Source organism: Polaribacter sp. R77954, assembly GCF_044595335.1.
Classification (GTDB): domain Bacteria; phylum Bacteroidota; class Bacteroidia; order Flavobacteriales; family Flavobacteriaceae; genus Polaribacter.
Genome location: NZ_CP138992.1, coordinates 3,341,826 through 3,366,118 on the forward strand (window position 1 = coordinate 3,341,826; position 24,293 = coordinate 3,366,118).

Below are 24,293 nucleotides of genomic sequence, written 5' to 3' on the forward strand. Positions count from 1 at the left end.
GTTCATCTTTGGGAATTAAAAAATGGATTTTGATAAACGTTATATTACCGAAAACCAAAACATAAACCTTCCAATTTTGGAAGAAAAAAAGATTGAACTCTGTATTAAAAGAGAAGATCTAATTCATCCTTTTGTTTCTGGTAATAAATTTAGAAAATTAAAGTACAATCTGCTAGAAGCAAAACAGCAACAAAAAGAGACTTTGCTTACTTTTGGTGGGGCGTTTTCTAATCACATTGTAGCAACAGCTGTTGCAGGTCATTTGTCTAATTTTAAAACCATTGGTGTTATTAGAGGTGATGAATTAGGCGAAAATTTAGAAAAAACCTTAGCTTCAAATTCAACTTTAAAAGAAGCTCACAAAAACGGAATGACCTTTAAATTTGTTTCTAGAGCTCATTATAGACATAAATCTGATGCCGATTTTATAAATCAACTTAAAGAAAAATTTGGAGATTTTTATTTAATTCCTGAAGGAGGTACAAATGAATTTGCCATAAAAGGTTGCGAAGAAATTTTAACAGCAGATGATTCAAAATTCGATTATATTTGTTCTGCAGTTGGCACAGGTGGTACAATTTCTGGTTTAATTAATGCTTCTAAACAACATCAACAAGTAATTGGTTTTCCTGCGTTAAAAGGAGATTTTTTAGCAAAAGATATCAATTCGTTTGTCAGTAAAAAGAATTGGCATTTACAAACCAATTATCATTTTGGAGGTTATGCAAAATATAATGATGAGTTAATTCAATGCATCAACAATTTTAAACAGAAAACGAATATTTTATTAGATCCTATTTATACAGGTAAAATGGTTTTTGGTATCTTAGATTTGGTTCAAAAAAAATACTTTAAACCAGGAACAAAAATTTTAGCAATTCATACTGGAGGAATTCAAGGCATTGCAGGTTTTAATCAAAAATTAAAAAGAAAAGGACAACAAATAATACAATAGATATGAAATTTAGGATTTTACTTTTTTTAAGCTCAATTTTGTTTTTTGCCAGCTGTGGTTCTAAAAAAAAGGTGGTTAATAAAAAAAATCCTGGAGTTGTAATTGTAGAGCCTAAACCAATTGAGTTGCCTTCTGTAAACGAAAAAGAATTAACCAAAGAATTAAAAAAGAAAAATCCGTCTTTAAACAAATACACATTGGCTTATATTCGAAAATATGCGCCAATTGCAGTAAAAGAAATGCATGAATATAAAATACCTGCAAGCATTACACTAGCTCAAGGAATTTTAGAATCGGGTAGAGGTAGAAGTGAATTGGCTTTAAAATCCAACAATCATTTTGGGATTAAATGTCATACAGGTTGGACAGGGGAACGCGTGTATCATGATGATGATGCAAAAGGAGAATGTTTTAGAAAATACGTTTATCCAGAAACTTCTTATAAAGATCATTCGCTATTCTTAACCCAAAGAAGGCGTTATGCTTTTTTGTTTGATTACAATATTAAAGACTACAAAAAGTGGGCTTATGGTTTAAGAAAAGCTGGGTATGCTACTGATAGAAAGTACCCTGCAAAGTTATTAAAACTAATTAAAGACTATAAATTGTATGAGTTTGATAAGATTAAAAAAGGGAAATATACAAAAGAAATTAAGGAACTAAACACAAATAAAACCAATAAAAAACAAGTAACTCCCAAACAACTTAAGTTAGATAGTTATAAAGTTAGAAAGGGAGATACGTTATACTCTATCAGTAGAAAGTTTGGTATTTCTGTTGATGCCTTAAAAAAGTTAAACAATCTTAAAGACAATACAATTTCTATTGGTCAAAAATTGGTAGTAAAATAACAGCCTTACTGTATTAAAAATTTTACATAAATAGAAGATGTAATTTTTATTTTTCGAAACTCAACAAACTTATTCTTCAATCCACTTCCGCTAATTTTTGTAATTGCGTAATTCGTATTTTGGTTAATAAAATTTGCGTTAACAAAACTTGGGTTTTTGTTAGTTAGTTCATTAATAATGGCAGGTTTTCCTGTTTGTTGGCCAATTGCAAACAGTAAATAATCTGCTTTTTCTTTAGCTTTTTTAATGGCTTTTATTCTGTTTTTCTTTCTAATTTCAATAATGTTACTATGTGTAGCTTTTGTAATATTTACGTCATAAATTTTCATTTTTTTGAATTGTTCAAAAAGAGGTTTTAATTTATCAGCGCCTTTTATTTTTAACCTATAATGTGCAACCGACAATACTTCTTCTGTCCACCAACCCGTTTTTGCTAAAACAGAATTTACATCAGAAATAGTTAAATTGTTTTCAGGAATCCCAATGCTTTTTAAAGTGTTTTTTAAACGGTTTTCTAAAATATCAAGCGTAAGTTTTTTCCCTTTTTCATTGCGTTCTTTCATAGAAATGTCTATATAAATTTCATTAGGTGCAATTTCAGTTTCTGAAACTCCAGTTACATCTATGTAGGAATTTTCAGTCGGATTTTGAGAGAAAATACGAATAGAAATGAGTAAAAATAATAGAATAGATTTTTGCTTCATGGGATGTTTTTTAAAGATAAATACTACATCAATATTAAAAACAAGATTATAAAATGCAAAACAGCAATGAGCGAACAGACCTTTTTATTGCGTAAAACCACCTGTGAATTTAGTAAAGTATTCTTTTTTACCTACAAAAAACAGCTTATACTAATACACCCGTTTTTTTGGATGCTTTTTTGTGTGTATGTTTACAGTATTAAGCAGTTTTATGATCAAACAATCTTATATAGCATTCATTTTTTTCTGTTTCAGCTTTCTAAGTATTCAAGCACAAGAAAACATCATTACCACAAGAGGGGTAGATTTTCCTGTGAGGATAACCATTGTTGATGAAAACAATTATAAAATCACAAAAGGGATAGAGATTTTTGTAAACGGTATAAGTTATTCTATGCCAGATATTGCTGGTAGATTTATTATAAGAGGTAAAATAGACGATGCAGTCCAAATAACGCATCCAGATTTTGATACTGTTTTTCATACTTTAACCTCTAGTGAAGATATTAAGGTTATTGTAGAAAATTACACAGTTGCTAACAATAGAACTTCTAAATATATATCTAAAACAAAAAGGATAGATTTATATGTGCAACATTTAGATTCTGCCAAGTTTTATCAAAAAAAAGACATCGAGAAAAGTTTGTCTTTTATAGAAAAGGCATTAGAAAATAACGTAAGTAAAAGGCGAAAAGCGGCTACATATAAAGTGTTGGCAGATATTTATTTTTATTGGAAACAGTATGATTTGGCAGTGTATAATTATAAATTATCTAATCAAATAAAAGAGAATAACAATACTAAAATTAAGTTAGGCACATCACTTTTTTTATTGGAAAAATATAAAGAAAGCAACACTACGTTTTCTAATTTGTTAAAAGAAAAACTAAGTAATTTTGAAGAAATACAAGTTTTAGAAGGTGTAGGAGACGTAAATTTTGCAATAAATAAATTCAATTTAGCAATTACAAAGTATAAAGCAGCTTTAACCATTGCACAAAAAAGCAATGTAACCTCAAAAATTACAGATTTAAATTCTAAGATTGGTCAATCTTATGCTGCCTTAGGTAATTTTAGTAAAGCCGAAGATGCATTTAATTTTTCAATGAATTTAGCAGCAAAAGAAAATCCTGAACGTGCATTGCAAGAAGAAGAAAAAGTGGCTAATTTTTACAATTCTAATCAGCGTTTTGATGATGAAATTAAACTTAGAAAAAAGAGTTTAGCGAAAACAAAGTTAAATTTATCACCAAGAAAAATTAAAGAAGATTCTATTACTTCTCAAAAAATAAACTATAAGATTGGTAACGCTTACCTACAAAAAGAAGATTATAAAACTGCTATTCCGTTTTTAGAAAAAAGTAAAAAGGATGCCAATAAAAATAAAGATATTATTATAGAAAAGGATGCCACTAGAAAAATTTCTGAAGCATTTGCAAACTTAGGCGAAAACGAAAAAGCACTTAAAAATTATAAAGAATATGTGGCTTTAGTAGATTCTTTATACATCAGAAAAGAGCAAGAAATTCAGCAAATAAAACGTTTTTCTAAGAAAATTGCAGACAATCAGAATCGAATTGCAAGTTTAGAAAAAGACAAAGAATTGGCACAAAGTAAAATCAGTTTAGCGATAATAGATCAAAAATTATCAGAAGAAAGTAATCAAAGACAACGTTTAATTATTTACTCTTTAATTGGTGGTTTTTTATTGATGAGTTTGTTGGCTTATTTTATGTTTAGAACAAACAAACAACAAAAATTAGCCAACAATTTATTGGCGTTAAAATCGATGCGATCGCAAATGAATCCGCATTTTATTTTTAATGCTTTAAATTCTGTAAACAGTTTTATTGCAGTAAATGATGAACGAAATGCAAACCGATATTTAAGTGAATTTTCGGTTTTAATGCGTTCGGTTTTAGAAAATTCTGATGAAGATTTTATTCCGTTAAACAAAGAAATTGAGTTGTTAGAATTGTATGTAAAATTAGAACACAATCGTTTTAAAGATAAGTTCGATTATAACATTTCTGTTGATAAAACTATCGATTTAGAACAATTTTCAATACCGCCAATGTTATTACAACCGTATATAGAAAACGCAATTTGGCATGGATTACGTTATAAAAAAGAGAAAGGAAATTTAGAAATTTCTATTCAAAAAAAAGATGATGACACTGTTATAATTTCTATTGTTGATGATGGAATTGGACGAAAAAAATCGCAAGAAATTAAGACTAAAAATCAGCTAAAACAAAAGTCTAAAGGAATGAGCACGATTAAAAATAGAATTGCTATTCTAAATGATATGTATAAAGAGCGCATTGCTGTAAATGTTTCTGATGTTTTAGAAAATAGGCAAGGAACAAAAGTGGAGTTGTTATTAAAGAAAAAATAATCAATATTCAGTTGCAGTTTTCAGTTACAGTAGACTGTTATATACGCTGATATTAATTTTTAGATTTAAAAGTTGGCAAACAAGTTTAGCCCTGATTGAAGCAATTGTTTGAGCTCTTTTTTTAGTGTCAGTTCGAGTGATTTTTCTGACAAAGGAAGAAAAATTGTATCGAGAACAAACTAAAAAAAAGCGAGTGCGAAAAGCAGGAAATAGCTTCTAAAAAAAATGTAAAAAACCATGAAATTAAAAGCCATAATAGTAGAAGACGAACAAATTAGTAGAGAAATTTTACGCAACTATTTAGGTAAATATTGCCCAAATGTTACTTTATTGGGTGAAGCTAAAAATATTGATGAAGCGTATCAATTCATACAAAAACACGAATTAGATTTGGTGTTTTTAGATGTAGAAATGCCTTTTGGCAATGCGTTTGATTTGTTAGAAAAAGTAGCAAACAGAACTTTTGAAACGGTTTTTGTAACAGCTTACGATCATTATGCAATAGAGGCGTTAAACAACCATGCAAGTTATTATTTGTTAAAACCAATTTCTATTGATGAGTTGATTAAAGCTGTGAATATTGTAACTGAAATTAAAGAAAAAGAAAACGAATTACAGCATCAAATATTGGCACCAAAAACAAAATCTGCAGAAGGTAAAATAACTATTCCACAACAAGATGGTTTTGAAGTTTTAAATATTGATGACATTGTTTTTTGCAAAGCCGATGATAACTATACAGAAATCCATTTGGCAAATTCTAAGAAATTAGTCAGTAAAACCTTAAAATACTTTGAAGAAGCTTTAACAGAATACACGTTTGCAAGAATTCATAAATCGTATTTGGTTAATGTAAACGCAATTACCAAATACAAAAAAGGAAAAGGAGGAAGTGTAATTGTTTCTAATGGAAAAGAAATTTTAGTTTCTGCATCACAAAAAAGTAATTTATTATCTTATTTTAAATAAAAAAAACATCTTATTCTTTCCAAAAAGGAAGTGAAAGTAGCCTGAAAATTATTGGAATTAATTTGATTTTTCATCAAATTTGTATTGAAATATTTTTTAAATATTTACATTTACTGCTAAACTAAAAGCCAAAAGAATATGCCTATCATAAAATCAGTAAGAGGAAATTACCCACAAATACCAGAAGATTGTTATATCGCAGAAAACGCAACTATTTTAGGAGAAGTTTCTTTGGGTTCAGATTGTTCTATATGGTTTAATGCTGTGATTCGAGGAGATGTGCATTTTATTAAAATCGGTAATAAAGTAAACATTCAAGATGGAGCAGTAATCCACGCAACTTATCAAAAATCACCAACAACAATAGGCAATAATGTTTCTATTGGGCATAATGCAATTGTGCACGGTTGTACAATTCATGATAATGTTTTAGTAGGTATGGGTTCAATTATTATGGATGATTGTGTTATAGAATCGAATTCAATAATTGCAGCTGGTGCAGTAGTTACCAAAAATACAAGAGTAGAAGCTGGAAGTATTTATGCAGGTGTACCTGCTAAAAAAGTGAAAGATATCTCAGAAGATTTAATTTCTGGAGAAATTGATAGAATAGCCAATAACTACGTAAAATATTCAAGTTGGTTTAAAGCGTAAAATGTAAGAAAGCCCAATTTCTGTTAAGAAATTGAGCTTTTCTAAAAAAACTAATCAACCAAAATCAGTTACTATACTATTTTTTTTCTCTAGCCATTCTTTTATTTTTCTGAGAGCCTTTTTCTTTCATTTTTTTTCCTTTCTGCATTCTTCTTTTCGACATTTTTTCAAATTTTTCGAACTGATCTTTATCCAAAATGTTTTTCATACTGTTTTTAAATGCAATTTGATTGTCTAATCGTTTGCTTTGCATTGCATACATTTCATCTGCAGTAGGCTTTGTTTCATTTTTTTTCATTTCTTTGCGCTTTTCCATGGCTGCTTTTCTTTCAGAAGCCTGCGCTTTAAGCAAAGGAGTAATTTCGTTTTGCTGCTTTTTAGATAAATCTAAAGCTAATGTCATCTTTTTTACGGCCAAATCTGTTTTCTGTTCAACAGATAATTTAGGGCCTTTGTTTTGTCTTTTTTTCTGTGCTTGGGTTGTTAAAGTAAACGCGAATACTAAAACTAAAATGCTTGCTATGTTTTTCATGATATAAAATATTTATTATTTTTTGTACACTTCTTTGACTTTCATTTTTAAGAAAGGTTTAAAGCAAAATGATGTTTAACAGATTCTTAACAATGTATAAGAGCATAAAAAAAAGCTTGACTTCTATTAAGAAATCAAGCTTATTACTACTAATCAACCAAAACAAAACTATTTGTTATCTCCTTTAATTTTTGCCTTTTTTTTCTTGTTCATCTTTTTATTTTTTTCAATTTCCAAATATTTTTCCATTTGTTCTTTGTCTAAAATACTAGCCAATTTAGCGTTAAAAGCAGCAGTTTTAGCGTTGGCTTCTTTCCTCATTTCTTTGCGGTCTTCTTTAGATAATTCTTCACCAGATTCTTTTAATGCTTTCCTTTTCTCGTTCATTGCTTTTCTGTCTGCAAGTTGACTTACTAACAAAGGTTTAATTTCAGCTTTTTGGGTTTCTGTTAAGTTTAATTCAGTTGATAAATTGGTTAACATTTTGCCAACATTTTGTTTGCCTCCTTTTTTTTGAGCTTGAACGTTTAATGTACAAACAAAAACTAATAAAATAATACTTGCTATTTTTTTCATGATATAAATTGTTTTATTTTTTAATGCAGCTTAGACATCAATAGCAATAAAAGGTTTAATATTGAGTTGTAATTTAATAGTTATTTAATAATATGATATCTTAAAAAACAAACCTTCTTTTTGTTGTAGATAAGGTTTATAACACTGTAATGTATTGTGTTTAAATCGTGTTGCTTATCTTTTATTTATTTTACAAAGTGCAGATAATTAATGTTTTAAGGCTTTTTTTATTTTTTTGAAACATCTAACTTTTAGGCCTTTTTCTTTTTGTTTTAGCACTTTTTTTTCTGTTTTAATTGAGGTTTTTATCTACTAATTTGTGTTTATTTTTTTTGATTCTTTTAATTTTTTTAGGAGTTTTAAGAAATTAATAACGCTTTTAAAGTCTCTTTTTAATGGGTAGTTAAGTTTTCAATAAATTTATTGGCTTTTTTGCCAAAAACTTTTTTACTAATTAAGAATTAACTAAAACACAGTATAAATAGTATAGAGGTAAGCGTATTTTTAATAATTTAAATAATAAATTTGTTCAATAATATTTTAATTAATTATATTAAAAATACAATGCAAACAATAAGAAAAATACTACTATTACTTTCTTTTTTTCCTCTTTTTTTAACGGCTCAAAATACATCTGATACAGTTGTTGTAGATTTAAATAACCCAAAATCAACAGTATATACTCATATTTATTTTCTTCAAGAAGACTCTTACCAACCTGAAAAAGCAGCAAAAACGATTTACGGTTTAGTAGGTGAAGAGGCTATAGAAAAAGCCATAAAAATTAAAAAAGTTTTAGATGGTAAAGGGTTATATATCGATTTTAATAGAATACCATCAAATACAAATTATAAAGATTCTATTGGGTATGCTTCTTATCATAAATATGTATTATTTCCTCAAAGAATGCCTAAAATCTATGTAGAAAAGATTGAAAATAGTTGGTATTATTCTACAGAAACTATAGCAAGTATTGATGAATTGTACAAAGAAGTTTTTCCTTGGTATGTAGATAAATTACAGAACATTATTCCAGTTTCGGGTCATAAAAAAGTTTTTGGTATAGAACTCTGGCAATTTGTGGCTGTTGTTATGTTATTAGTTTTTTCTCTCTTAATTTTTATCATTTTTAAAAAAATAGCATTTGCTATATTACAACGTATACAGCATTACATAACCAAAAGTAATCACACCAATATAGAGGTAAAAATGGTGTTAAAGAAGTTAGCTCATCCCATAAGTCTTTTAATATCTTTAAAATTTATTGACCTTGTTTTTCCTTCGCTTCAGTTTTCATTGGCCGTAAATAAGTGGGTGTTTTTAGCTATAAATATTGCTGAAACGGTTTTTTGGATTTATGTTTTCTTAAAATTGGTAAAAGTAATTATGCAGATTTATAAAGAAATAACAGAAAAAACACAAAGTAAATTAGATGACCAATTGGTGCCTATTTTAAATAATCTACTAACAGGGGTTGTGGTTATTTTTGGTTTTTTTAAGGTATTACAATTATTTGGTGTAGATACAACAACCATGTTAGCTGGTGCTACTATTGGAGGTTTGGCATTTGCCTTAGCCTCTCAAGATACCGTAAAAAACTTTATAGGTACTGTAGCTATTTTTTTAGATAAACCTTTTCATATTGGAGATTGGATTAGTGCAGGCGAAGTAACAGGTACAGTAGAAGAAGTTGGCTTTAGATCTACCAGAGTTAGAGCTGCAGACACTACCGTTTTTCAAATTCCGAATAGTAAATTATCAGAAATGGTAATTAACAATAGCGGTTTACGATTGTTTAGACGTTATAATACAAATTTAGGTTTACGTTATGATACACCACCAGAATTAATAGAGGCGTTTGTAAACGGCATTCGAATAATTATTAAAGAACATCCAGAAACAAAGTCAGATTCGTATAATGTAGAGTTTACCGGTTTTGGAGATTCTGCTTTGCTAATTATGATGAATGTCTATTTTAAAAGTTTAGCCTGGGGTACAGAACAATCTTCTAAACATAGATTACACATGGCTATTTTAAAATTAGCTGCAGAATTGGGAGTTGAATTTGCGTTTCCGTCTACAACAGTTACTGTAGAACAATTTGCTAGCAATGGTAATTTATTACCTAAGTACAATACCAATAAAGAACAAATTAGTAATTCTATAGACAAGGTGCTTACAGCTTTTAAAAATGATACACCACCAGAAAATACACCAGAAAGTTAATGAAGCATTTTATAAAGTATTTTTTGCGCCTTTTAGTATTACTGATCATAGCTTTTGTGGGCTTCTTCTTTTGGGCTTCTTCTTCAACTTTAAATGAGAAAGAATACACTAAATTGATAAAAGTAGAGGCATTTGAAAATTCTAAAAACGATTCAATTTTTAGAATTGCAACCTACAATATTGGGTATTTAAGTGGAATGACCAATAACTTACCTGTTGATAAACCAAAATCTTTATTTGATAAAAATCTACAAAAAGTAACCTTAGAAATACAAAAATTGCAACCAGATTTTATTGCTTTTCAAGAGATAGATTATGATGCAGCAAGAAGTTATCACATTAATCAAGAAAAAGAGATAGCACGTTTAGGTTATGGTTTTATCGCAAGAACTATTAATTGGGATGAACATTATGTGCCTTTTCCTTATTGGCCTTTAAAGATGCATTTTGGGAAGATGGTTTCTGGCCAATCTGTATTAAGTAAATATCCTTTAATAGATAATCAAAGAAATGTTTTACAAAGAGTGGAACAGACACCTTTTTATATAGATGCTTTTTATTTAGAACGTTTGGCACAAGTGGTTACAGTAGATTTGAATGATCAAAAAGTGGTGTTGATTAACGTTCACTTAGAAGCATTTGATACAGCTACTAGAGTACATCAATTTAAGGAAGTTTTAGCTATCTTTAACCAATATAAAAACAATTATCCAACCATTTTATTAGGTGATTTTAACTCAAAAGCAAGAGATAAAGATGCTGCAATACAAAAATTATTGTCTATGAAAGATATTGGAAATGCTGCTTTTGATGCAAATGATATTAAAAATACATTCAATACCAAGCAACCTTCAGAACGCTTAGATTATATTTTTTACACTAAAAATACTATAGACTATATTTCAGGAAAAGTGCTTTCTGAATTTGGTGAGGCATCAGATCATTTACCTGTTTACATGGAATTTAAAGTAAAGTAAAATTTGGCTTATTGGTTAAAATAGTTGGTAAAAATCTATGTAAGTCTTTGTATCGTTGACAAAATTAAAAGTTTATTGAAACTAGTTTCAATAAACTTTTTTTTTAGAATGAAAATATCAAAAAAAAAGCGTTGTTGGTCTTGTGGAAGCTTAGACACAATTAAAAAGGGAAAATAACAAAACAAGCAAAGATTTAAGTGTAAAAATTGAGAGATCTTATTTACTTCAAGTAATCCATCTCCATCTATTAGTAAATCAAATCGTTTTAAATGGTTTAAAAAATGGATTATTGGCAGGGGAACTTTGGAGCAACTTGTCTAAGAAAGCAGTTATTCAAATCGTACACTTCGTAGATACTTGTATGCTTTTTTATCAAAGCCACCAAAGTTATCTATTTATCCTTCTGAACAAGTTAATTTTCTAATTGATGGCACATATTTTAGCAATGGTATCTGTTTAGTTTTATTTAGAGATGCAACGATTAAATTTAAACAACTTTATCGTTTTTCAGATGGTGAAAATTATATAGAAATTAAAGAAGATTTACAGAACCTTTTATTACATAGATACCAAATACAAAGTATTATTTGTGATGGGCATAAATCAGTTCTAAATTACACTTAATAACCACTTATGATGAATTGAGTTATTGGTTGTTAAGTTTAGATAAATGGCATCAGAACTATAAAGAATATATCAATGAAAAAAGTTATAAACCAGAAACTGGAAGATATTGGTATACCCATAAAATGGTAAAAAGAGCTTTACCAAATATGTTCCGTTATTTAGACAATCCTAGAATACCTAAATCTACAAATTCTATTGAATCATTTTTTGGTCATATGAAAGGGCTTCTCAATATTCATCGAGGTTTACCTTACAAACATAGAAAGCAATATTTAATGTGGTATTTATACTTTAAAAATGAAAAAAATACGTAGGTTTTTTTTAGCCATAGAACTTACCAGAAATAAAAAAAGGACTTCGTGAAAAGTCCTTTTTTTATTTCTGTATAAGATTAATCTTATTGCTAATAAGATGCTCCTCAGCAGAGCTTATATCCTCTTTAGATTAATGAGGGTAATATAAAAATAATTGTGTTCAAAAACACCAACTATTTTTTACCACATTACCTTAACTTAAAGCTTCTTTAATTCTTTTAATTGCTTCTCTAATTTGTAATTCAGATGCTGCATAAGAAATTCTAATACAATCTGGTGCTCCAAAAGCATCACCAGTAACAGTAGCCACATTTGCTTTTTCTAAGATAAATAAAGCAAAATCACTAGCATTATTAATGGTTACTCCTTGTATGGTTTTACCAAAGAAAGCAGATACATCTGGGAAAACGTAAAAAGCACCATCAGGTATATTTACTTTAAAACCATCAATTTCTTTTAATAAATCTATAACAATACCTCTTCTGGTTTTAAATTCATCTACCATGTATTGTATTTTACTAATAGGCGCTAAAACAGCAGAAATAGCAGCTCTTTGTGCAATACAATTGGTACCTGAGGTAATTTGACCTTGCATTTTAGTACACGCTTTTGCAATCCATTCTGGTGCACCTATATAACCAATTCTCCAACCTGTCATAGCAAAGGCCTTAGCCAAACCATTTACAGTAATGGTTCTATCATACAAACTCTCAATAGCTGCTAAGCTAAAAGGTTTTACATCGTAATTAATGTGTTCGTAAATCTCATCAGACATTACATAAATCTGAGGGTATTTTTCTAAAACTGCAGCCAAAGCTCTGTATTCTGCCTCGCTATAAATAACTCCACTAGGGTTATTTGGTGAGTTGAATAAAATTAATTTTGTTTTTGGTGTAATTGCAGCTTCTAATTGCTCTGGAGTAATTTTAAAATTGGTTTCAATTGATGAACGAATTTCTACAGATGTAGCCTCACAAAGCGTTGCAATTGCAGAATAGCTTACCCAATAAGGGCAAGGTAATAAAACCTCATCTCCAGGGTTTAACAATACTTGCATTACGTTAGCAATAGATTGTTTTGCTCCTGTAGAAACTACAATTTGATTTGGTTTGTAGTCTAAATCGTTATCACGTTTAAATTTTACGCAAATTGCTTCTTTCAATTCTCCATAACCATCAACAGGGGTGTAAGAATTGTAATTTTCATTTACAGCTTCAATAGCAGCGTCTTTAATAAAATCTGGTGTATTAAAGTCAGGTTCACCCAAACTTAAACCAATAATATCTTTTCCTTCTGCTCTTAATTCTCTTGCTTTTGCAGCCATTGCCAATGTTGCTGACGCTGGCAAACTGTTAATTCTGTCCGATAATGGATGTGTCATTTTTACGTTACGTTATTCAGTTTTTGTTTATGCTAATTCAGGTTTTTGACCCAAAACACCCAAGTGTTTAAAATGCTCAATAATTGCTTTTCTTGTAGTTTGATACTCATTATAAGGCAAATTAAACTCTTTAGCTGTTTCTTTTACAATTTTAGCTAATTTGCTATAATGTACATGAGAAATATGTGGAAAAATATGATGTTCAACTTGGTGATTCAATCCTCCTGTATAAAAATTAACAAGCCAATTGCTTGGTGCAAAGTTACTTGTAGTATAAAGTTGGTGTACAGCCCAAGTATGTTCTAAATTTCCATTTTTATCGGGTACAGGCATTTCTGTATTAGGTACAATGTGTGCTAACTGAAAAACTAAACTTAAAATCATTCCAGCAGTATAGTGCATCACAAAAAAACCAATTAACACTTTCCACCAAGCAATATCTAAAACCAATATGGGTAAAACAATCCAAAGTGCGTAATAGCCTACTTTAGAAATAACCAATTTTGTCCATTCTGCTGTTGGATTAGGAAATTTACCATAAGATAATTTGCGTTTTAAATATCTACGCATTTGTTTAATATCTGTAGTAATTGCCCAATTTATGGTTAATAAACCGTATAAGAAGATAGAATAATACTTTTGAAGTTTATGAATCTTTAACCACTTAGAGTGTAATGAAAAACGAATAATTCTACCAGCATCAATATCTTCATCATGGTCTTTTACGTTGGTAAATGTATGGTGTAGTACATTGTGTTGTACTTTCCAGTTATAAACGTTTCCAGCTAAGATATAAATACTACTACCCATTAATTTGTTTACCCATTTTCTTTTAGAAAACGAATCGTGATTGGCATCATGCATCACATTCATTCCTACACCAGCCATACCAACACCTGTTAATACCATTAATAGTACCATAGTCCATTGTGGCATAGAAACCGTAAGTACTAAAATAAAGGGCACTAAAAACAAACAAAACATTAAAATGGCTTTGGTATATAGCCTCCAATTACCTGTTCGTTTAATATTGTTGTCTTTAAAATAAGAGTTAACTCTTTTGTTTAATGTTCTAAAGAACTTTGCTTTATCTACTCTTGAGAAGTTTATTGTTTTCATTTAATAATTTAATGTGGAGCAAAAATATGTTATTTCGAATTGCTTTTTATGACAAACGTCATTTTTTCTAAAGAATTGTTTCCATCAAATACCTATTTTTGCATTTTAATTGATTTATCGATGGACATTATTCACAAATATTTTAAAAATTTATCAGAAAAGCAAATCGAACAATTTGCAAAACTCCAAGATTTGTATAAAGATTGGAACTTGAAAATTAATGTGGTTTCTAGAAAAGATATTGATGAATTGTATTTACGACACGTTTTACATTCTTTAGGAATTGCAAAAGTAATGCAATTTCAACCCAATGCAAAAGTTATGGATGTAGGCACAGGAGGTGGTTTTCCTGGAATTCCATTAGCAATTTTATTCTCACAAACACAATTTCACTTGGTAGATTCTATTGGTAAAAAAATAAAAGTGGTAAATGAGGTTGTTGAGGGGTTAGGTTTAGAAAATGTAAAAACATCACATTGTAGAGTAGAAGAGGTTAAAGATACTTATGACTTTATTGTAAGTAGGGCAGTGGCTCAAATGGAAACTTTTGTACGTTGGAACAAAGGTAAGATTGCTAAAAAGCAAAACCACGATTTAAAAAACGGAATACTATATTTAAAAGGTGGCGATTTAACCGAAGAATTGCAAAAATATACTACAGCTACCATTTACGATTTGCCTAATTATTTTGACGAACCCTTTTTTGAAACTAAAAAAGTGGTGCATTTAGGGATGAAATACAAATAAATACTGCTTTTAGTTAAGGGTTTCGTATATTTTTTCTGAAAAGATTAAATTTATATATATTAAATATAAGCCAGTGCGTTTAAATGTTTCATTAACTGTGTGTTATATTAGCATATTTTTTGAATCTTTAGAATGGCAATTCAAAACAATTTACTATTTTTGCGCCCACTTATCACGAGATGGTAAGATTTTTAATAACCAAGGTCGAGAACCTTAAAAAATTAACAAATTATGTCTGTAAAAATCAGATTACAAAGACACGGAAAAAAAGGAAAGCCTTTCTATTGGATTGTTGCTGCAGATGCCCGTGCAAAAAGAGATGGTAAATACTTAGAAAAAATTGGTACTTACAATCCAAACGTTAACCCAGCAATTATTGATTTAGATGTTGATGGTGCTGTGAAATGGTTACAAAATGGTGCACAACCAACTGATACTGCAAAAAACATTTTATCTTACAAAGGTGCTATGTTAAAGAATCATTTAGCAGGTGGTGTGCGTAAAGGTGCTTTAACGCAAGAACAAGCTGATGAGAAATTTGCAGCTTGGGTAGAGGCTAAAGAAGCTAAAATTGCTGATAAAGCTGCAGGTTTATCTAAAGCAGAATCAGAAGCAAAAGCAAAAGCCTTAGCAGCAGAAAAAGCAGTTAACGAGGCAAGAATTGAGGCAGCTAAACCAGTGGTTGAAGAAGTAGCAGAAACTGAAGAAGCAGTTGAAGCGGCTCCTGATACTATTGATGAAGCACAACAAAAAGCAACAGAATAAATTATAAATTTATACGAAGATGCGTAAAGAAGATTGTTTTTATTTAGGCAAAATCGTAACTAAATATAGTTTTAAAGGTGAAGTTGTTATCAAATTAGATACAGATGAACCTGAGTTGTACAAAAATATGGAATCAGTTTATGTCGAATTTGGCAATAATCTGGTTCCATTTTTTATTGAAAAAAGTTCTTTGCATAAAGGAAATCAGCTTCGAGTGCAGTTCGAGGATGTATATTCTGAAGAAGAAGCCGATTCTATTCTAAAATGTGGCATATATCTGCCCTTAGATTTATTGCCAAAACTAACAGGAAATAAATTTTATTTTCATGAAGTTATCGGTTTTACCGTAATTGATGAAAATTTTGGTGAAGTTGGCAAAATTGTTCACATTAATGATAAAGCTGCACAACCTTTATTTGAAATTGATAGAGATGGAAAAGAAATATTTATTCCATTAATTGATGATTTTATCAAAAAAGTAGACAGAGAGCATCAGTTGGTTAAAGTTACAACTCCTGAAGGCTTAATAGAGCTGTATTTATAAACAACTATATAGTTCTGAATTTTATAAAAATTCAGAATTAAACAGAGAGGTGCAAGAGCGGTTTATCTGGCTACCCTGGAAAGGTAGTATACTAGAAATGGTATCGAGGGTTCGAATCCCTTCCTCTCTGCGAAAAGAATACTAATTAGAGTCAAAACCCTACAAATGCTATGTTTGTAGGGTTTTTTCTATTCAAAGTATATCAATAAAAATCATCAAAAATTGTTGTGTAAGATGCTAATTAGGGGTCTGTTTATTTAATTTATAACTGACACCGAATTAAACTAAATATACTGATATTTAATTAGTTATGAGTTTTTTTAATTTTATTTTCGTATATTTATGCTATAATAGTTAACTGACACCTATGCAACATTTATTCTCATTCATTTTCTACATCAAACGTAGTAAAGCAGACAAAAATGGAAAAGCAAATATTTATTTAAGGATTACTGTAAATGGTAAAAGAGCCGAATTAAGTATTTCAAGAAAGGTTGATGTTCAAAAGTGGAGTTCCTCTGCTGGCAAAATGAAAGGTTCTTCTGGAGAGGCTCAACAACTTAATAAATATATTGATAGTATTGCTAATCGAATTTATAAAATACACCAAAGATTAGTAGAAGAAAATAAATTAATTACTGCTATTAATATTAGAAATATTTACCAGGGTAAAAATGAGGTTCGAAAAATGACTTTAGAAATTTTTGAAAATCATAATATTCAAATGGAAAAGTTAGTTGGTAAAGATTATGCTTTAGGTACTTCAGAAAGATATAAAACAGCAAAAAAACATTTAAAAAATTATATCAATCACGAATATAAAATTGAAGATATACCAGTAACCGAGATTGACAATAAATTTATTACAGGGTTTGAATACTATCTGAAAACAGAAAAAAATTGTGCACACAATACAACAATAAAATACATTACTAATTTTAAGAAAATTGTTAGAATTGCTTACGCTAATGATTGGATAGTTAAAGACCCGTTTTTTAATTGGAAAGGCATTTTAAAGACAGTAGAAAGAGAATTTTTGGATGAAGAAGAAATTCAAAGATTAATTGAAAAAGAATTCTCTATACATCGATTAAATTTAGTGAAAGATATTTTTGTGTTTAGCTGCTTTACTGGTTTAGCTTATGCAGATGTAAAAGCTTTAAATAAAGATAATATTGTGATTGGTATTGATGGTGGTCGTTGGATAAAAACAACAAGAAAAAAGACTAAAACCAAAAGTAATATTCCATTATTGCCTTCTGCAGAAATAATTTTAAAAAAATATGAAGGGGATTCTGATGTTTTAAATTCAAATAAGTTATTACCAATTTTAAGTAATCAAAAAATGAATGCTTACTTAAAAGAAATTGCTGATATATGCGAAATAAATAAAAACTTAACTTTTCATTTGGCACGTCATACTTTTGCAACCACTATAACACTTACTAATGGTGTTCCAATAGAATCTGTTAGTAAAATGCTTGGGCATAAATCTTTGAAAACAACACAGCATTATGCTAAAATAATTGATAGAAAAGTTAGTGAGGATATGGCTGTTTTGAAAGATAAATTGAGTATCCATACAACTGTAAAAGAAAAGAAAGAGCTTCATTTGTAAATTTATTATATAGGTTTCATTTTGCACAACCATTGCACATATTATTTTTTACTTTTGTATTAATGAAATTTGCTACAATCATATTATCATTATTAATAATATTGCTTTCTGCAACACCTTGTTCAGATGGTCTAAATCAAGCAGACCTAAATCAAGAAGAAATAGGTGTTAATCATAATCATCAAGAAGATAGTGATGATAATTGTCCAATAACCTGTATTTGCAGTTGTTGTGGTATGTCTATAACTTATGAGCCACTAAAAGTATTTAGTTCAATTGATTTTCAAAAAATTTCTACTCAAATAATTGCTGTTTATCAATCAAATTATAGGTTTGATTTTCATACCAATATCTGGCAACCTCCCCAAGTAATTAGCTAAACATTTAGATTTTTAAATCAATTTTTTAGTTAATTATAATTTACTTCAATGAATAAATATATAATGAGTATAATGCTCATATTATTACTTTGCTTTTCATTAAAAGCACAAACATCAGATATACAAATAAAAGTCTTTACAGTAGATAAAAACGAACCTTTAATGGGTGCAACTGTCTATTTTAAAACATTAGAAAAAGGAGCAGTTACTAATTTTGATGGTATTGCCGAATTTTCAAATATTCCAAATGGTCCTCATCAAATAATTATTTCTTTTTTAGGTTTTGAGAGTTTAGAAACTACAATAAAAATACCTAATAAAAAAGAATTGTTGTTTAAATTGAAAGAAACTGGAGGTGACCTTGACGAAATTGTAATACAGTCCAGTAGAAGCACAAGAACTGTAAGAAAAATACCTACAAGAATAGAATTTATTGGTATAGAAGAATTAGGCGAAAAAGCTGTAATGAATCCAACTAACATTTCTATGGTATTGCGTGAAAGTACTGGAATACAGATGCAGCAAACATCTTTAAGTAGTGGTAGCACTAATATTCGAATACAAGGTTTAGATGGCAGATATACCCAGCTATTAAGGGATGGTTTTCCATTATATGGTGGTTTTTCAAGTGGTTTAAGTATTCTACAAATTCCACCTTTAGATCTAAAACAATTTGAGATTATTAAAGGAAGCTCCTCTACACTTTATGGTGGTGGTGCAATCGCAGGTTTGGTAAATATGGTTTCAAAAACACCAGGTGAAAAACCTGTTTTAGATTTAATGTTCACACAAACCCAAGCTTTAGGTAGTACATCTAATATTTTTTATAGTAAAAGAAATAAAAAATTTGGTGTATCTCTTTATGGCTCTGGTCACTTCCAAAAAATATATGATCCAGAAAATGATGGTTTTAGTAATTTACCAGAAACAAAATCTATCTCATTCAATCCAAAATTATTTTATTACCCATCAGAAAACACAACACTTTGGTTTGGTTTAAATGGAACTTATGATGATAGAATTGGTGGTGATGTTAATAAAATTGAAAATGGTGAAAATGGTATTCATCAATATACAGAGGAAAATATTTCCAAACGCTTAAGTAGTCAGTTTGTATACAAAACACAATTTGAAGACTTTAGTTCTTTAGAGTTTAAAAATAGCATTGCTTTTTTTGATAGAGATTTAACTATTCCTAATTTTAATTTTGATGGTAAGCAATTAAATACATTTACTGAAATTACCTATAACAAAGCATTAACTAAAACAGATTGGATATTTGGAGGAAATCTTTACACTTCAAATTTTGATGAGAATGACAATGCATCATTACAGAGAGATCAAAAAGATATAACATTTGGTACGTTTGTAAATAATATTTTTGATATTTCAGAAAATTGGATATTAGAAACAGGTTTAAGAGCAGATTACAATACCGACTTTGGTTTTTTTCCACTTCCAAGAATATCATTGTTGTATAAAAATAATTCTGGATTATCAAGCAGAATAGGTGGTGGTTTAGGTTATAAAATCCCAGATGTTTTTACAGAAGAAGCAGAGTATATTAATTTTCAGAATGTACTTGCAATTGATAAATCTGTAATGAAAGCTGAACGTTCTTATGGTATGAATTTAGATTTTAATTACCAAGGTTACTTATCTGATGAAATAGGTTTTTCTATTAATCAATTATTCTACTTAACAGCAATTAAAGATGCTCTATTGTTAAACTCAACTAATAATAACTTTTTTAAATTTGAAAATGCGACAGATAATATTATAAGTAGAGGTGCAGAAACCAATATAAAATTCACTTATAAAGATTTTAGATGGTTCTTAAATTATGCACTAATAAACACTACATTAAATTATTTACCTGGTAATCCACAAAAACCGTTAACAGCAAAACATAATGCAGGTAGTATTTTAATGTATGAATCTGATAAGTGGAGAATTGGTTATGAAACCTATTACACTGGTAAACAAAATTTATCTGATGGTACAGAAACAACTGATTTTATAACAATGGGCTTATTGGCAATGCGTAATTTTAAATTTGGGACTGTATTTGTCAATTTTGAGAATTTTACAGATAGAAGACAAAGCAGATTTTCGCCCTTGGTTTTACCACCTCATCAAAATCCAGTATTTCCAGAAATTTATGCACCTACAGATGGATTTATATTTAGTGTAGGTATATTAATAAAACCTTTTGATAATAAAGAAAACGAATAATAATGAATAAAATAGAAAATATATTAGAATCAAAAAATATTAGAGTTACAGCAATGAGATTATTAATTTATAAATTTCTTGCACAAAAAGAGATAGCTGTTACTTTAAGTGATATTGAAAACGCTTTTGAGAAAGCAGATAGAACAACTTTATATAGAACTATCAAAACTTTTGAAGAGAATGATATTGTTCACCAAATAGATGATGGCACTGGTATTACAAAATACGCACTATGTGAGAAAGACTGCAATTGCGAAATTGAAACCGATTTGCATTTACATTTTCATTGTAATAATTGTAATGAAACAGTTTGTTTAACAGATCATAAAATACCTCAAATTAAAGTTCCGGATGGCTATATTTCGGAAAATGTAAACTTGGTAGTAAAAGGTATTTGTGATAAATGTAGTGGGTAAAATGCACTTCCAATGCAAGGTGTTAATCAATATTTTTGATAAATTTTAAAAATTACTTACAATGATAAAGTTTATAGATTTAGATAAAGAAAATTTAATTTCTGTCAATTATAAGTGACAAGGTTACAAAAGAAGATGTGAATAAAGTTCATAAGCTAATTCATAAAATTATTAATGATGGTAACCAAGTAGATTTTTATTTTGAAATGAAAGATTTTACAGGTTATACTTTTAAAGGTTTTATAGAAGATTTAAAAGTAGATAAATCTCATAGTTCAGATTATGGTAAAATGGCTTTTGTTGGCGAAAATAAGTTACAGGAATTGGTCACTAAAATAACCGATTTTTTTATGAAATCAGAAGTAAAGTATTTTAATACTCAAGAGAAAGAAAAAGCCAAAGTATGGATTAAATTATAACGTAAACTCTAAAATTATGCACTTTAATACTAAAATACCTGTACTCCTTAAACAAGCGTATAAAGAAGAATTAAAACAATACAACCATTATTTAGGGAATGGGCAGTATAGTAATGCTTGGCATCATTTAGAACGCAGTCACATTGTAGGACAATCTTATCCTTTAGAACATACCTATTCACATTGGTTAATGCTAAAATTTGGTTTCAGACAAAAAGACACAAAAGAGATTTTGGGTCAAATTATAAGACTGCTTGTTGGTGGTTGGAAATCATTTATAAATCACGTTCCTCTTGGTAATACAGGAGGAGCAAATGTACCACCATTAAAGAGAATGCCAATTCCAAATGATATTAAAGAAATATTTAAAATAAATGAAAAAAAAGAAAATTAGTTTAAGAGATATTAAAACAAATTCTGAAAAAGAACACAGTCACGCTGATGGTCACAATCATAGTGGTCAATCTAATAATTATAAAGCTTATGTACCAGCAATTATAAGTTTTATAATGCTAATTATTGGTATTGCATTAGATTATTTTGATGTTGAATTTTTTAAAGATTGGATTCGTATTGTTTGGTATGGTGTTGCTTATATTCCAGTTGGTTTTCCTGTAGTAAAAGAAGGTTGGAAAAGTATTACAAGAGGTGATGTTTTTACAGAGTTTTTTCTAATGTCTATAGCAACCATAGGTGCATTTATTATTGGAGAATATCCTGAAGGAGTTGCAGTAATGTTATTTTATGCAGTTGGAGAATTGTTTCAAAGTGCAGCAGTTAATAGAGCAAAAAGTAATATTAAAGCGCTACTTGATGTTCGTCCAAACGAAGCTTTAGTATATCGAAATAATGATTATAAATCGGTAAATCCTGAAACTGTAGAAATTGGAGAAAAAGTAAAAGTTCGTGTTGGTGAGAAAATTCCTTTAGATGGTATTTTATTATCCGAAAAAGGTTCTTTTAATACTGCTGCATTAACTGGTGAAAGCAAACCTGATACGATTACAAAAGGAGAAAAAGTGTTTGCAGGTAGCATTAATATGGATGGTGTTATTGAAATTGAAACTACTAAAGAATTTAAGGACAGTTCTATTGCCAGAATTTTGGATATGGTTCAAAATGCAACAACTCGTAAGTCTAAAACCGAATTGTTTATTAGAAAATTTGCGAGAGTATATACACCAATTGTTGTGTTTTTAGCAATAGCTGTTACATTTCTACCTTATTTTTTTGTAGATGATTATGTGTTTAGAGATTGGCTATATCGTGCATTAATATTTTTAGTAATATCCTGTCCTTGTGCTTTGGTAATTTCTATTCCTTTAGGATATTTTGGTGGTTTAGGTGCAGCTTCAAAAAATGGTATTTTATTTAAAGGTGCTTCTTTTTTAGACGCAATGACCAAGATTAATATTTTGGTAATGGATAAAACTGGAACCGTAACAAAAGGAGTTTTTAAAATTAAAGATATTAAAGCCATTAAATGGGAGGAAAAGGAATTTATGAAATACTTAATGGCTATGGAGGAACAATCTACACATCCTATAGCAAAAGCTATTTTAGAGTATAAAGCAGATGGTAAAGATTTTGAAGCTTCACAAGTATCCGAAATTGCAGGTAAAGGATTAAAAGGGAACGTAAATGACAAACCTGTTTTAGTTGGTAATAAAGCCTTAATGAAGGCAAATAATATCGAAGTTTCCAAAGAAATTGACACTATTGTAGAATCTATAGTTTTAGTGGCTATTGATAACGCTTTTGCAGGCTATGTTGTTATTGCAGATGAATTAAAAGAGGATGCAAAAGAAACAATTACGGCGTTACACAAAGTAGGTATTAAAAAAATAATGATGCTTTCTGGAGATAAAGATTCTATTACCCAAAAAGTAGCATTAGAATTAAATATTGAAGAAGCCAAAGGCGGTTTATTACCCGAAGATAAATTAAATGAAGTAGAAAAGTTAAAACAAAATTCAGAAAATAAGATTGCTTTTATTGGTGATGGAATTAATGATGCACCTGTTTTAGCAGCAAGTGATGTTGGTATTGCAATGGGTGGTTTAGGTAGTGATGTTGCCATTGAAACAGCAGATGTAATTATTCAAACAGATCAACCTTCAAAGGTGGTAAAAGCAATTCAAATTGGTCGATCTACAAGAAAAATTGTATGGCAAAATATCGGATTAGCATTTGGCGTAAAAGTGATTGTCCTAATTTTAGGAGCAGGTGGTTTAGCTACAATGTGGGAAGCAGTTTTCGCAGATGTTGGTGTTGCTTTGTTAGCAATATTGAATGCTGTAAGATTACAGAGAATTTATTAAAACAATATTTTTCAACATTAATTTTAATCTTTTTTGTCACTATTTCGTACCTTTGTTTTTAGAATGTCAAAGTTATCACATAAAATATTAGCTGTTTTAATGTCGTTTGTAGTCTTATTTTCTACAACTTCATTTGCTATCACAAAACATTTTTGTGGTGATACTCTTGTAGATACTGCAATTTTTTCTGAAGCTTCAACTTGTGGGATGGAAAGTCAAAAAGATACTTCTGCAACTATTTCTGGTTGTTCAATCATAAAAAAAGATTGTTGCAAAGATGAACAAGTATTAATTGATGGTCAAGACGAAGTACAATTGCAGGTTGATAAAATATCTTTTAACCAAGAATTATTTATTGCTTCATTCATTTATACCTACATAAATCTTTTTGAAGGTTTAGAAGATAATGTTTCTTCTTTTGAAGAATACGAACCACCACTCGTCATAAAAGAAATCTTCAAGATTGACGAGACTTATTTAATTTGATTTTTAAACAATAGACTATAATATCCTATAACTGCAATGTTATAAGGATAATTTGTTGTATTCGATGTTTTTCTAACAT

24 protein-coding genes and 1 tRNA gene are annotated in these 24,293 nt (G+C 29.2%); 20 read left to right on the forward strand and 5 right to left on the reverse strand.

The genetic code is table 11. The annotated features are described in order from the left end of the window. The first annotated feature begins 22 nt into the window (after nt 1-22). On the forward strand, nt 23-955 hold the full coding sequence (locus SJY27_RS14615; protein WP_397445613.1) for a 1-aminocyclopropane-1-carboxylate deaminase/D-cysteine desulfhydrase: 933 nt from the start codon (nt 23-25) through the stop codon (nt 953-955). Between the two features lie 2 nt (nt 956-957). Continuing rightward, nucleotides 958-1,806, forward strand: coding sequence for a glucosaminidase domain-containing protein (locus SJY27_RS14620; RefSeq protein ID WP_397445614.1), 849 nt, complete (start codon nt 958-960; stop codon nt 1,804-1,806). A gap of 5 nt (nt 1,807-1,811) precedes the next feature. Here SJY27_RS14620 and SJY27_RS14625 read toward each other — a convergent pair whose 3' ends face one another. Next, nucleotides 1,812-2,510 (reverse strand): SIMPL domain-containing protein, encoded by a 699-nt coding sequence (locus tag SJY27_RS14625; protein ID WP_397445615.1) that lies wholly within the window; start codon nt 2,508-2,510, stop codon nt 1,812-1,814. Between the two features lie 211 nt (nt 2,511-2,721). Here SJY27_RS14625 and SJY27_RS14630 point away from each other — a divergent pair, with 211 nt between their 5' ends. The 3 genes from SJY27_RS14630 (at nt 2,722) to SJY27_RS14640 (ending at nt 6,531) form a co-directional block, all read left to right on the forward strand. Next, the gene (locus SJY27_RS14630; protein ID WP_397445616.1) at nt 2,722-4,908 is read left to right on the forward strand and encodes a histidine kinase; all 2,187 of its coding nucleotides are present in this window, start codon (nt 2,722-2,724) and stop codon (nt 4,906-4,908) included. Between the two features lie 237 nt (nt 4,909-5,145). After that, nucleotides 5,146-5,877: a LytR/AlgR family response regulator transcription factor gene (locus SJY27_RS14635; protein ID WP_397445617.1), complete on the forward strand. Its 732-nt coding sequence runs from the start codon at nt 5,146-5,148 to the stop codon at nt 5,875-5,877. A 138-nt stretch (nt 5,878-6,015) separates the two neighbouring features. Next, nucleotides 6,016-6,531, forward strand: a complete 516-nt coding sequence (locus tag SJY27_RS14640) for a gamma carbonic anhydrase family protein (protein ID WP_397445618.1) — start codon at nt 6,016-6,018, stop codon at nt 6,529-6,531. Nucleotides 6,532-6,607: 76 nt separating this feature from the next. Here SJY27_RS14640 and SJY27_RS14645 read toward each other — a convergent pair whose 3' ends face one another. Beyond that, complete coding sequence (locus SJY27_RS14645) at nt 6,608-7,063, reverse strand: hypothetical protein (protein ID WP_397445619.1); 456 nt, start codon at nt 7,061-7,063, stop codon at nt 6,608-6,610. 168 nt (nt 7,064-7,231) lie between these two features. Next, nucleotides 7,232-7,639 (reverse strand): hypothetical protein, encoded by a 408-nt coding sequence (locus SJY27_RS14650; protein WP_397445620.1) that lies wholly within the window; start codon nt 7,637-7,639, stop codon nt 7,232-7,234. A 564-nt stretch (nt 7,640-8,203) separates the two neighbouring features. Here SJY27_RS14650 and SJY27_RS14655 point away from each other — a divergent pair. The 3 genes from SJY27_RS14655 (at nt 8,204) to SJY27_RS14665 (ending at nt 11,783) form a co-directional block, all read left to right on the forward strand. Next, entirely contained in the window at nt 8,204-9,865 is a 1,662-nt protein-coding gene (locus SJY27_RS14655; protein WP_397445621.1) for a mechanosensitive ion channel family protein, read from the forward strand. Further along, nucleotides 9,865-10,842: an endonuclease/exonuclease/phosphatase family protein gene (locus tag SJY27_RS14660; RefSeq protein WP_397445622.1), complete on the forward strand. Its 978-nt coding sequence runs from the start codon at nt 9,865-9,867 to the stop codon at nt 10,840-10,842. Before SJY27_RS14655 ends, SJY27_RS14660 begins: the two co-directional genes overlap by 1 nt. A gap of 641 nt (nt 10,843-11,483) precedes the next feature. After that, nucleotides 11,484-11,783: a hypothetical protein gene (locus SJY27_RS14665; protein WP_397445623.1), complete on the forward strand. Its 300-nt coding sequence runs from the start codon at nt 11,484-11,486 to the stop codon at nt 11,781-11,783. Between the two features lie 193 nt (nt 11,784-11,976). Here the strand turns inward: SJY27_RS14665 and SJY27_RS14670 are convergent, their stop codons facing one another. Further along, on the reverse strand, nt 11,977-13,164 hold the full coding sequence (locus SJY27_RS14670) for a pyridoxal phosphate-dependent aminotransferase (RefSeq protein ID WP_397445624.1): 1,188 nt from the start codon (nt 13,162-13,164) through the stop codon (nt 11,977-11,979). A gap of 27 nt (nt 13,165-13,191) precedes the next feature. Then, entirely contained in the window at nt 13,192-14,283 is a 1,092-nt protein-coding gene (locus SJY27_RS14675) for a fatty acid desaturase family protein (protein ID WP_397445625.1), read from the reverse strand. 120 nt (nt 14,284-14,403) lie between these two features. On the opposite strand from SJY27_RS14675, the gene rsmG reads away from it, so the two are divergent. The 12 genes from rsmG (at nt 14,404) to SJY27_RS14735 (ending at nt 24,214) form a co-directional block, all read left to right on the forward strand. Then, entirely contained in the window at nt 14,404-15,030 is a 627-nt protein-coding gene (rsmG, locus tag SJY27_RS14680) for a 16S rRNA (guanine(527)-N(7))-methyltransferase RsmG (RefSeq protein WP_397447933.1), read from the forward strand. A gap of 231 nt (nt 15,031-15,261) precedes the next feature. Beyond that, nucleotides 15,262-15,795, forward strand: a complete 534-nt coding sequence (locus tag SJY27_RS14685; RefSeq protein ID WP_397445626.1) for a 30S ribosomal protein S16 — start codon at nt 15,262-15,264, stop codon at nt 15,793-15,795. 19 nt (nt 15,796-15,814) lie between these two features. After that, a complete protein-coding gene (gene rimM, locus SJY27_RS14690; protein ID WP_397445627.1) occupies nt 15,815-16,339 on the forward strand; it encodes a ribosome maturation factor RimM in 525 nt (174 codons plus the stop codon). Nucleotides 16,340-16,382: 43 nt separating this feature from the next. Continuing rightward, nucleotides 16,383-16,469 (forward strand) — tRNA-Ser (locus tag SJY27_RS14695). A 237-nt stretch (nt 16,470-16,706) separates the two neighbouring features. Then, on the forward strand, nt 16,707-17,957 hold the full coding sequence (locus tag SJY27_RS14700; protein ID WP_397445628.1) for a site-specific integrase: 1,251 nt from the start codon (nt 16,707-16,709) through the stop codon (nt 17,955-17,957). Nucleotides 17,958-17,989: 32 nt separating this feature from the next. Then, entirely contained in the window at nt 17,990-18,337 is a 348-nt protein-coding gene (locus SJY27_RS14705) for a DUF6660 family protein (RefSeq protein WP_299012761.1), read from the forward strand. A 48-nt stretch (nt 18,338-18,385) separates the two neighbouring features. Further along, nucleotides 18,386-20,572: a TonB-dependent receptor plug domain-containing protein gene (locus SJY27_RS14710; protein ID WP_397445629.1), complete on the forward strand. Its 2,187-nt coding sequence runs from the start codon at nt 18,386-18,388 to the stop codon at nt 20,570-20,572. A gap of 2 nt (nt 20,573-20,574) precedes the next feature. After that, a complete protein-coding gene (locus SJY27_RS14715; RefSeq protein ID WP_299012763.1) occupies nt 20,575-20,988 on the forward strand; it encodes a Fur family transcriptional regulator in 414 nt (137 codons plus the stop codon). Nucleotides 20,989-21,098: 110 nt separating this feature from the next. Further along, the gene (locus SJY27_RS14720) at nt 21,099-21,407 is read left to right on the forward strand and encodes an STAS/SEC14 domain-containing protein (protein WP_397447934.1); all 309 of its coding nucleotides are present in this window, start codon (nt 21,099-21,101) and stop codon (nt 21,405-21,407) included. A gap of 16 nt (nt 21,408-21,423) precedes the next feature. Further along, nucleotides 21,424-21,801 (forward strand): DUF3703 domain-containing protein, encoded by a 378-nt coding sequence (locus SJY27_RS14725; protein ID WP_397445630.1) that lies wholly within the window; start codon nt 21,424-21,426, stop codon nt 21,799-21,801. Continuing rightward, on the forward strand, nt 21,782-23,728 hold the full coding sequence (locus SJY27_RS14730) for a heavy metal translocating P-type ATPase (RefSeq protein ID WP_299012766.1): 1,947 nt from the start codon (nt 21,782-21,784) through the stop codon (nt 23,726-23,728). The genes SJY27_RS14725 and SJY27_RS14730 overlap by 20 nt, the downstream gene beginning before the upstream one ends. Nucleotides 23,729-23,791: 63 nt before the next feature. Next, nucleotides 23,792-24,214, forward strand: a complete 423-nt coding sequence (locus SJY27_RS14735) for an HYC_CC_PP family protein (RefSeq protein ID WP_397445631.1) — start codon at nt 23,792-23,794, stop codon at nt 24,212-24,214. The last annotated feature ends 79 nt before the right edge of the window (nt 24,215-24,293 follow it).

Coding starts and splice junctions, on each gene's coding strand:
- SJY27_RS14615 (WP_397445613.1), top strand. CDS start 23: ATGGATTTTGATAAACGTTATATTACCGAAAACCAAAACATAAACCTT.
- SJY27_RS14620 (WP_397445614.1), top strand. CDS start 958: ATGAAATTTAGGATTTTACTTTTTTTAAGCTCAATTTTGTTTTTTGCC.
- SJY27_RS14625 (WP_397445615.1), bottom strand. CDS start 2,510: ATGAAGCAAAAATCTATTCTATTATTTTTACTCATTTCTATTCGTATT.
- SJY27_RS14630 (WP_397445616.1), top strand. CDS start 2,722: ATGATCAAACAATCTTATATAGCATTCATTTTTTTCTGTTTCAGCTTT.
- SJY27_RS14635 (WP_397445617.1), top strand. CDS start 5,146: ATGAAATTAAAAGCCATAATAGTAGAAGACGAACAAATTAGTAGAGAA.
- SJY27_RS14640 (WP_397445618.1), top strand. CDS start 6,016: ATGCCTATCATAAAATCAGTAAGAGGAAATTACCCACAAATACCAGAA.
- SJY27_RS14645 (WP_397445619.1), bottom strand. CDS start 7,063: ATGAAAAACATAGCAAGCATTTTAGTTTTAGTATTCGCGTTTACTTTA.
- SJY27_RS14650 (WP_397445620.1), bottom strand. CDS start 7,639: ATGAAAAAAATAGCAAGTATTATTTTATTAGTTTTTGTTTGTACATTA.
- SJY27_RS14655 (WP_397445621.1), top strand. CDS start 8,204: ATGCAAACAATAAGAAAAATACTACTATTACTTTCTTTTTTTCCTCTT.
- SJY27_RS14660 (WP_397445622.1), top strand. CDS start 9,865: ATGAAGCATTTTATAAAGTATTTTTTGCGCCTTTTAGTATTACTGATC.
- SJY27_RS14670 (WP_397445624.1), bottom strand. CDS start 13,164: ATGACACATCCATTATCGGACAGAATTAACAGTTTGCCAGCGTCAGCA.
- SJY27_RS14675 (WP_397445625.1), bottom strand. CDS start 14,283: ATGAAAACAATAAACTTCTCAAGAGTAGATAAAGCAAAGTTCTTTAGA.
- rsmG (WP_397447933.1), top strand. CDS start 14,404: ATGGACATTATTCACAAATATTTTAAAAATTTATCAGAAAAGCAAATC.
- SJY27_RS14685 (WP_397445626.1), top strand. CDS start 15,262: ATGTCTGTAAAAATCAGATTACAAAGACACGGAAAAAAAGGAAAGCCT.
- rimM (WP_397445627.1), top strand. CDS start 15,815: ATGCGTAAAGAAGATTGTTTTTATTTAGGCAAAATCGTAACTAAATAT.
- SJY27_RS14700 (WP_397445628.1), top strand. CDS start 16,707: ATGCAACATTTATTCTCATTCATTTTCTACATCAAACGTAGTAAAGCA.
- SJY27_RS14710 (WP_397445629.1), top strand. CDS start 18,386: ATGAATAAATATATAATGAGTATAATGCTCATATTATTACTTTGCTTT.
- SJY27_RS14715 (WP_299012763.1), top strand. CDS start 20,575: ATGAATAAAATAGAAAATATATTAGAATCAAAAAATATTAGAGTTACA.
- SJY27_RS14725 (WP_397445630.1), top strand. CDS start 21,424: ATGCACTTTAATACTAAAATACCTGTACTCCTTAAACAAGCGTATAAA.
- SJY27_RS14730 (WP_299012766.1), top strand. CDS start 21,782: ATGAAAAAAAAGAAAATTAGTTTAAGAGATATTAAAACAAATTCTGAA.
- SJY27_RS14735 (WP_397445631.1), top strand. CDS start 23,792: ATGTCAAAGTTATCACATAAAATATTAGCTGTTTTAATGTCGTTTGTA.